Origin of the sequence: Novosphingobium capsulatum NBRC 12533 (assembly GCF_001598375.1) — a bacterium.
Classification (GTDB): domain Bacteria; phylum Pseudomonadota; class Alphaproteobacteria; order Sphingomonadales; family Sphingomonadaceae; genus Novosphingobium; species Novosphingobium capsulatum.
In genome coordinates this window covers 21,323-29,392 of the sequence record NZ_BCYV01000034.1, presented here as the reverse complement: position 1 = coordinate 29,392, position 8,070 = coordinate 21,323, and the positions used below count along the sequence as shown (strand labels likewise).

Below are 8,070 nucleotides of genomic sequence, written 5' to 3'. Positions count from 1 at the left end.
GCACTCATGCCTTTCCCAACGGTTTCGCCGTCCTGTAATTCACGCTTACGTAAACGTCAACTAGCCTTCCTGGCCGGCGGTTCATTCCATCTCGAGGATGATCGCGTCCACCGCCAGGCTTTCGCCGGCCTTGGCACGCACTGCTTTGACTTTGCCGCTCTTTTCGGCGCGCAGGATGTTTTCCATCTTCATCGCCTCGACCACGGCAAGCGGCTGCCCCGCTTCCACGCTGTCGCCTTCGGCCACGTTGAGCGACACCAGCAGGCCGGGCATCGGGCAGATCAGGAAGCGCGAGAGATCGGGCGGCACCTTTTCGATCATGTGCGTGGCATAGGGCGCCACGCGGGCGGGCAGGACCTGCACCTTGTGGATCGCGCCGCGCGTAGTCAGTTGGAAACCGCTGCGCGTCGGCTTGACCTTCACGCCCAGCACCGCGCCGTCCACCTCAGCCTCTACCAGCGTATCGCCGGGGGTATATTCCATCGCCAGATCAAGCGGCGTGCCATCGACGGTAACCTCGTCACCGGCCAGCGCCACGGCAAAGACCTGGCCACCCAGGGTGACCGACCATGCCGATGGCGGCCGCAGCCGCTTGCCCAACTGGCCATCCACCCGCCGGGCGCGATCGGCCCGCGCCGTCGCCAGGAACGCGGCAATGCCGGCCAGCGCGCGCTGCAGGGCTTCGTCGGCGGGGGCGCCGTGGAAGCCTTCGGGATATTCCTCGGCGATGAAGCCAGTGGTGAGTTCGCCCGAACGGAAGCGCGGATGCTGCATGATCGCGCTGACGAAATCGATGTTGTGGCCCAGGCCCTCGATCTCGAACGCGTCAAGCGCGGCAACCTGGCGATCGGCGGCCTCGTCGCGCGTCTTGCCCCAGGTGACCAGCTTGGCGATCATCGGATCGTAGAACATCGAGACTTCGCCGCCTTCATAGACGCCGTCGTCCACGCGCACGCCGTCCACCCCGCGCCGGCCATTGGCCTGGCCGTCGTCGGTCCAGCCGGCAAGCGGCGGGCGATAGCGCACCAGGCGCCCGGTGGAGGGCAGGAAGCCGCGATAGGGATCTTCGGCATAGACGCGGTTTTCGATCGCCCAGCCATCGATGCCGATATCATCCTGCGTGAAAGCCAGCTTTTCGCCGGCGGCCACGCGGATCATCTGTTCCACCAGGTCGATCCCGGTGATCGCCTCGGTAACCGGGTGCTCCACCTGAAGGCGGGTGTTCATTTCCAGGAAGTAGAAAGACTGGCCGGTCTTGTCCGCGCCCGAAACGATCAGTTCGACCGTGCCGGCGGAATAATAGCCCACCGCGCGCGACAGGGCGACGCACTGTTCGCCCATGGCCTTGCGCATCTCCGGGCTGACGAAGGGCGAGGGGGCTTCCTCCACCACCTTTTGATGGCGGCGCTGGATCGAGCATTCGCGCTCGTTCAGGTAGAGGATGTTGCCGTGCTGGTCGCCCAGGATCTGGATTTCGATGTGGCGCGGATTCTCGATGAACTTTTCGATGAACACGCGATCGTCGCCAAAGGAATTGAGTCCTTCGCGCTTCACGCTTTCAAAGCCCTCGCGCACGTCCTTTTCGGAAAAGGCGAGGCGCATGCCCTTGCCGCCACCGCCGGCCGAAGCCTTCATCATCACCGGATAGCCGATGTCGTTGGCGATGCGCACGGCATGGTCGGTATCGTCAATCTCGCCGACATAGCCGGGAACGACGTTGACGCCGGCGGCCTTGGCCAGCTTCTTGGATTCGATCTTGTCGCCCATCGCGGCGATCGCGCCGACGGGCGGCCCGATGAACGCGATGTTTTCGGCGGCCAGTGCCTCGGCAAAGCTGGTGCGTTCCGACAGGAAGCCATAGCCGGGATGCACCGCGTCGGCCCCGGTGGCCTTGCATGCGGCAATGATCTTGTCGGCAATCAGGTAGGATTGCGCGGCCGGGGCCGGGCCGATGTGCACGGCTTCATCGGCCATCTGCACGAAGGGCGCGCGCGCGTCGGCGTCGGAATAGACGGCCACGGTGGCAATGCCCATGCGGCGCGCGGTCTTGATCACGCGGCAGGCGATTTCGCCGCGATTGGCGATAAGGATCTTCTTGAACATCGTCCTCTCCCGTCCCGTCACGCGTCGAGCGGCGGCATGTTGTGGCCCAGCAGGCGCAGCATATCGGCAGCGCATTCCACCACGTTCGATCCCGGGCCATAGATGCCCTGGACCCCGGCTTCGCGCAGGAAATCATAATCTTGCGGCGGGATCACGCCGCCCGCCACCACCTTGATGTCACCCCGCCCGGCTTCGCGCAGGCGCGCGATGAGTTCGGGGATCAGCGTCTTGTGGCCAGCCGCCAGCGACGAGGCGCCGATCGCGTCCACGTCGGTGGCAAGCGCCAGCACGCAGGTTTCTTCCGGCGTCTGGAACAGGGGGCCGCTGGTCACGTCAAAGCCCATGTCGCCAAAGGCCGAGGCAATGACGTTGGCGCCGCGATCGTGGCCGTCCTGGCCCATCTTGGCGACCAGCAGCCGGGGCTTACGACCCAGGCGCCGGGTCACGGCCTCGACGCCCTCGATCACCTGGGCATAGCGCTTGTCGGCCGCATAGGCCGCGCCATAGACACCCTTGACCGGGGTGGGCGTGGTGCCGTGGCGGCCGAACACCGCCTCCATGGCATCGGAAATCTCACCCAGCGTGGCGCGATGGCGCGCGGCTTCGACGGCCAAGGCGAGGAGGTTGTGGGTGAGGTCGGGGGTGCTTTGGACAGGCCCTTCGACAGGCTCAGGGCGACCGGTGTTCTGTTCTGCCCCTTCCGTGCTGGGAACGTCCTGTTCCGCCCGTTCCGTTCGGGCTGAGCTTGTCGAAGCCCCTGCGCGCGCCGCCTCGGTAATGGCCTTGAGCGCAGCCTGAACCGCCGCCTCGTCGCGGCTGGCGCGCACCGCGTTGATGCGGGCGATCTGGCCCGCGCGCACGGCGTGGTTGTCCACTTCGAGCGTCTCGATGCGGTCTTCGGTGGCGAGGCGATACTTGTTGACGCCGACGATCACGTCTTCGCCCTTGTCGACGCGGGCCTGGCGGGCGGCGGCGGCTTCCTCGATCATGGCCTTGGGCCAGCCGGCGGCCACGGCCTTGGCCATGCCACCTTCGGCCTCGACGCGCTCGATGATGGCCCAGGCCTGGTCGACCAGCTGTGCGGTAAGCGCTTCGATGTAGTACGACCCGCCGAGCGGATCGACCACGTTGCACATGCCCGTTTCTTCCTGGATCACGATCTGGGTATTGCGGGCGATGCGCGCGGAAAAGTCGGTCGGCAGCGCGATCGCTTCATCCAGCGCATTGGTGTGCAGCGACTGCGTGCCGCCCAGCATCGCCGCCATCGCCTCGATCGTGGTGCGGATGACGTTGTTGTAGGGGTCTTGCTCTTGCAGGCTGACGCCCGAGGTCTGGCAGTGGGTACGCAGCATCTTGCTGCGCTCGTCCTTGGCGCCCAGTTGCGTCATCGCGCGGTGCCACAGCACGCGCGCGGCGCGCAGCTTGGCCACTTCCATGAAGAAGTTCATGCCGATGGCAAAGAAGAACGACAGCCGCCCGGCGAACCTGTCGATGTCGAGGCCCGAGGCGACGCCGTACTTCACATATTCCATGCCATCGGCAATGGTGAAGGCCAGTTCCTGCACCTGCGTGGCGCCGGCTTCCTGCATGTGATAGCCGGAAATCGAGATCGAATTGAACTTGGGCATCCGTGCGCTGGTGAAGGCAAAGATGTCCGAGATGATCCGCATCGAGGGTTCGGGCGGATAGATATAAGTGTTGCGGACCATGAACTCCTTCAGAATGTCGTTCTGAATGGTTCCGTCCAGCTTTTCGGTAGGAACGCCCTGTTCCTCGCCCGCGACGATGAAGAATGCCAGGATCGGGATCACCGCTCCGTTCATCGTCATCGACACCGACATCTGATCGAGCGGGATGCCGTCGAACAGGATCTTCATGTCCTCGACGCTGTCGATCGCCACGCCGGCCTTGCCCACGTCACCCACCACGCGCGGATGGTCGCTGTCATAGCCGCGATGGGTGGCCAGATCGAACGCCACCGACAGGCCCTTCTGCCCGGCAGCCAGGTTGCGGCGATAGAAAGCGTTGGATTCCTCGGCCGTGGAGAAGCCGGCATATTGCCGGATCGTCCAGGGGCGACCGGCATACATGCTGGCGCGCACGCCGCGCGTGAACGGGGCAAAGCCGGGCAGGCCGGGGTCTGTCGCCACGTCATCGGCGGTATAGAGCGGCTTGACCGCGATGCCTTCGGGCGTGTGCCAGGTGAGGTCCTTGCCCTTCACCTCCTTGGCGGCAAGGGCTTCCCAGTCTTTAATGGTCCCCACGGGGCGTCTCCATGATTTCGGTCAGCTGGCCCAGCATGTCCTTGGGGTGCAGGAAAAAGATCGGCGTGCCGTGGGCACCGATCCGCGTTGGGCCGAGGATGCGCTTGCCCTGCGCGGTGAACCACGCGCGCGCGGCCTCGATGTCTGCCACCTCGTAGCACAGGTGGTGCTGCCCGCCGGCCGGGTTCTTGGCAATGAAGCCGGCGATCGGGCTGGTTTCACCCAGCGGTTCGATCAGTTCGATCTGCGTGCCGGCAGTGCCCGCTTCACCCGGCGTGTTGACGAATGCCACTTTCACGCCCTGCTCGGGCATGTCGAACGGCGCGGTGATCAGGCTCGCGCCCATCACCTCGCGATAATAGGCGATGGCGTCGTGCATCGAGGGCACCGCCACGCCGACGTGGTTCAAACGACCAAGCTTCATGGGATTGCGCGCCTTCTTACAGCGGAATGTTGTCGTGCTTCTTCCACGGGTTTTCGAGTTGCTTGCCGCGCAGCTTGCGCAAGGCGAGCGCGATGCGCCGGCGCGTGGAATGCGGGTGGATCACCTCGTCGACAAAGCCCTTGCTCGCGGCCACGAACGGGTTGGCAAAGCGGTCTTCGTATTCCTTGGTCTTGGCCGCGATCTCTTCGGGGCCCAGCCCGCGGAAGATGATTTCCACTGCGCCCTTGGCGCCCATCACCGCGATTTCGGCCGTGGGCCAGGCATAGTTCAAATCACCGCGCAGGTGCTTGGACGCCATCACGTCATAGGCGCCGCCATAGGCCTTGCGCGTGATCACGGTGATCTTGGGCACGGTGGCCTCGCCATAGGCGAACAGCAGCTTGGCACCGTGCTTGATGATGCCGCCCAATTCCTGCGCGGTGCCGGGCAGGAAACCGGGCACGTCGACAAAGGTCAGGATGGGAATGTCGAACGCATCGCAGAACCGCACGAAGCGCGCGGCCTTCTTGGACGAGTTGATATCGAGCACGCCGGCCAGCACCAGCGGCTGGTTGGCCACCACGCCCACGGTGCGCCCTTCGATCCGGCCGAAGCCGCACAGGATATTGGCCGCGTGGCCCGGCTGGATTTCAAAGAAATCGCCCTCGTCCAGCACCTTGGTGATCACCTCGCGCATGTCGTAAGGCTGGGTGGGCGAGGCCGGGATCAGCGTGTCGAGGCTTTCATCCAGGCGGTCCCACGGGTCGGACGTGGGCCGCTCGGGCACGCCGGTGCGGTTGGTGAGCGGCAGGTAATCGAAGAATTCGCGCGCCGTCAGCAGCGCCTCGATATCGTTTTCCAGCGCCAGGTCGGCCACCGAGGTCTTGGTCGAATGCGTGATCGCGCCGCCCAGTTCCTCTTGCGTGACGATCTCGTTGGTCACCGTCTTGACCACGTCGGGGCCGGTGACGAACATATAGCTGGAATCCTTCACCATGAAGATGAAGTCGGTCATCGCCGGGGAATAGACGGCGCCGCCCGCGCACGGCCCCATGATCAGCGAGAGCTGCGGCACCACGCCTGAGGCCAGCACGTTGCGCTGGAAAATCTCGGCATAACCGCCGAGCGAGGCGACACCTTCCTGAATGCGCGCGCCGCCCGAATCGTTGATGCCGATCACCGGCGCGCCGACTTTCAGCGCCATGTCCATGATCTTGCAAATCTTCATCGCGTGGCGTTCGGACACCGCGCCACCGAACACGGTAAAGTCCTGCGAAAACACGAAGACCAGGCGGCCATTGATGGTGCCCGATCCGGTCACCACGCCATCGCCGGGAATGGTGTTTTCTGGCATGCCGAAATCGACGCAGTTGTGCTCCACATAGGCGTCGATCTCTTCGAAGCTGTCTTCGTCGAGCAGGATGTCGAGCCGCTCGCGCGCGGTCAGCTTGCCCTTGGCGTGCTGGGCATCGATCCGGCGCTGGCCGCCACCCAGGCGCGCGGCGGCGCGGCGGCGTTCCATCTCGGCAATGTTGGCTGACATGGCATCTCTCGCTTTGCAAGTTTGCAGAATTGGCTCCGCGATGCCGTAGGGCGGCGGCGCTGTCCAATGTTAATCTGTAAAGTTGCGAAGCGATACTTTGCAAAGCGCGGGCTGCGTGATAGCCCGCATGGCACCATGGCACGCCGTCCTCTCTTTGCCGGGCAACCCTTGCGCGCGCTGCGCCAGCGCCGCGCCCTGCGCCAGGCCGATATGGCCGGCATGCTCGGCATCAGCGCGTCCTATCTCTCGCAACTGGAAAACGACGAGCGGCCGCTGACGCCCGCGCTGACCGACACGCTGATGGCAACGTTCCCGGTCGATTGGGCAGACCTGGCGCCGCCCGCGGCCGATGACTTGGCCGAGGCACTGCGCGGGGCGCTGGCCGATCCGCATCTCTCTGCCAGCCCGCCGGGCGAACAGATCGAGCGGCTGGCCCGGCAGTTTCCCGATCTGGCGCGGCAGGTGGTGCAGTTGCACGGGCTCTATACGCAAACCCGCCAGAGGCTCGACATGATGGACGAGACCATCGGCGCGAGCCTGGCCGCGGGCGGGCGCCTGCCGTGGGAGGAAGTGCGCGACTGGTTCCACCATGCCGGCAACTATGTCGATGCGCTCGATCGCGGGGCCGAAGACCTGGCGGCGCGGATCGGGCAGGGCGAGCCGTCGCCCGATATTGCCCAGATGCAGGCCTGGCTGGCGGGCGAAGGAGTGAGCGTGGTGTGGCGCGGCGGCGGCCCGGTGCGGCGTTATGATGCGCCGCGCCGCACGCTCACGCTCGATTCCACCCAGCCGCTCGAATCCAGCCGGTTCCAGCTTGCCTATCAGGTCTGCGCCATCGCGCTGGCCGATGCGATCGCGCAGATCGTGGCGCATGCGCCCCTGCGCAGCGAAGCGGCGCGGCACCTTTTGGCGGTGGGCCTGGGCAACTATGCCGCTGGCGCGCTGACCATGCCCTACACCGCCTTTGCCCAGGCGGCGCGGGCTCTGCGCCATGATGTCGATCGGCTGCGCCAGCCGTTCCACACCAGTTTCGAGCAGGTGTGCCATCGCCTGTCCACGCTGCAACGCCCGCAGGCGCGCGGCATTCCGGTGTTTTTCTGCCGGGTGGACATGGCCGGCAACGTGACCAAGCGCCATTCTGCCACGCGGCTGCAGTTCGGCCGCTATGGCGGGGCCTGCCCCTTGTGGATCGTGCACGAGGCGGTGGCCATTCCCGATCGCATCCACGTGCAACTGGCCGAAATGCCCGACGGCGTGCGCTATGTCTCGATCGCCAAGGGCCTGGTGAAGCCATCGGGTTCCTATTACCGCCCGTCGCGCCGCTATGCCGTGGCGCTGGGTTGTGAAGCGGCGCTGGCCAGCGAGTTCGTCTATGCCGACGGGCTCAACCTGGCGAGCGACGAGGCGGTGGCGCGGATCGGTGCATCGTGCCGCACCTGCCCGCGCGATACCTGCGACCAGCGCGCCTTTCCGCCCAGCGACCGGGCCATTGCCGTCGATCCGGCGCAGCGCGATCGCGTGCCCTACCGCATCGTCACGGGTTAGGCGGCGTGGCGAATCGGCCCTTTCCGGGCCTGGGTTGACGCCAGGGCCGGCGGGCCGGTTGGTCACATTAGGGTCGATTAATTTTCGTTACCGTGACAAAACCTCGCAAAACCGGGGGGTTTCTGGCACGTGGCGGGGCATGAGAAGGTATTTGTTAACCATTGTCTGCAAGACCTCTAGAGAGATTACTA

5 protein-coding genes are annotated in these 8,070 nt (G+C 65.3%); 1 reads left to right on the top strand and 4 read right to left on the bottom strand.

The features are described from left to right. Positions 1-81: 81 nt before the first annotated feature. The 4 genes from SCA01S_RS20600 to SCA01S_RS20585 are packed head-to-tail and all read right to left on the bottom strand — an operon-like array spanning position 82 to position 6,334. A complete protein-coding gene (locus tag SCA01S_RS20600; protein WP_062788636.1) occupies positions 82-2,103 on the bottom strand; it encodes an acetyl-CoA carboxylase biotin carboxylase subunit in 2,022 nt (673 codons plus the stop codon). A gap of 17 nt (positions 2,104-2,120) precedes the next feature. Next, positions 2,121-4,367: a methylmalonyl-CoA mutase gene (gene scpA / locus SCA01S_RS20595; protein ID WP_062788633.1), complete on the bottom strand. Its 2,247-nt coding sequence runs from the start codon at positions 4,365-4,367 to the stop codon at positions 2,121-2,123. Continuing rightward, entirely contained in the window at positions 4,354-4,791 is a 438-nt protein-coding gene (gene mce, locus SCA01S_RS20590) for a methylmalonyl-CoA epimerase (RefSeq protein WP_062788632.1), read from the bottom strand. The genes scpA and mce overlap by 14 nt, the downstream gene beginning before the upstream one ends. A gap of 16 nt (positions 4,792-4,807) precedes the next feature. Continuing rightward, the gene (locus SCA01S_RS20585; RefSeq protein ID WP_062788630.1) at positions 4,808-6,334 is read right to left on the bottom strand and encodes an acyl-CoA carboxylase subunit beta; all 1,527 of its coding nucleotides are present in this window, start codon (positions 6,332-6,334) and stop codon (positions 4,808-4,810) included. A 135-nt stretch (positions 6,335-6,469) separates the two neighbouring features. On the opposite strand from SCA01S_RS20585, the gene SCA01S_RS20580 reads away from it, so the two are divergent. Next, on the top strand, positions 6,470-7,879 hold the full coding sequence (locus tag SCA01S_RS20580; protein ID WP_054131823.1) for a helix-turn-helix domain-containing protein: 1,410 nt from the start codon (positions 6,470-6,472) through the stop codon (positions 7,877-7,879). Positions 7,880-8,070: the final 191 nt, after the last annotated feature.

What these genes read in the sequence shown, in the direction of transcription:
- mce (WP_062788632.1), bottom strand. Translation starts at nt 4,791, where the DNA reads ATGAAGCTTGGTCGTTTGAACCACGTCGGCGTGGCGGTGCCCTCGATG.
- SCA01S_RS20585 (WP_062788630.1), bottom strand. Translation starts at nt 6,334, where the DNA reads ATGTCAGCCAACATTGCCGAGATGGAACGCCGCCGCGCCGCCGCGCGC.
- SCA01S_RS20580 (WP_054131823.1), top strand. Translation starts at nt 6,470, where the DNA reads ATGGCACGCCGTCCTCTCTTTGCCGGGCAACCCTTGCGCGCGCTGCGC.
- SCA01S_RS20600 (WP_062788636.1), bottom strand. Translation starts at nt 2,103, where the DNA reads ATGTTCAAGAAGATCCTTATCGCCAATCGCGGCGAAATCGCCTGCCGC.